This window comes from Vibrio sp. 2132-1 (assembly GCF_033344315.1).
On record NZ_JAWPON010000574.1, the window covers coordinates 1 to 594 of the forward strand.

The window sequence follows — 594 nt, forward strand, 5'->3', positions numbered from 1 at the left end:
CAATTTCGGGCTGACCAACAAGGCACTTGGGTCATCGGCACGCACTTTTTCGCGGTGAAGATACTGAAACAAACGGCGAATGGCTGACAGCATACGAGCACGTGACGTCTGCTTGTAATCCAAATCCACCAGATACGTTTGGTATTCTTGAAGTCCAGACAAACTGATGAAATCGAGGCGGTAACGATGATGCTCCATCCAAGTGAGAAGCTTCATTAAGTCATTTCGGTACGAAGCCAGCGTATTCTCTGACAGACCGCGCTCCATCCACATTGCATCTAAGAATTGCTCAACAAGCGCAAAATCTTGTTGATTGACAGGCTGTTGTGCCGTCATTCACGCTTCCTTTTATTGTTCATCTATACCCAGTGAGAGTAAGACAGCGCCAGTGTGAATGCTATAAAAAATTGGCTCAGGTGGGGAATCTCACGATATTCGCTGCATTCCTAGGCAGTTTAAGGTTAAAATCCTCTGCAACAGCAACACAAAAAACGACGAATATAATGAAAATCGGACTCTTTTACGGCTCAACAACCTGCTACACCGAGATGGCAGCAGAGAAAATTCGCAACATTATTGGGGCAGACCTTGTCG

General features: G+C 45.8%; 1 protein-coding gene and 1 pseudogene. One reads left to right on the forward strand and one right to left on the reverse strand.

Features of this window, described 5'->3' with window-relative positions; all coding sequences use genetic code 11:
- On the reverse strand, positions 1-336 hold a 336-nt coding region (locus R8N47_RS26730; RefSeq protein WP_318186303.1), incomplete at its 3' end, for a site-specific integrase.
- Here R8N47_RS26730 and R8N47_RS26735 point away from each other — a divergent pair.
- Positions 327-594 (forward strand): annotated as a pseudogene (locus R8N47_RS26735) (flavodoxin); the annotation flags it as partial. The gene R8N47_RS26730 and the pseudogene R8N47_RS26735 overlap by 10 nt on opposite strands.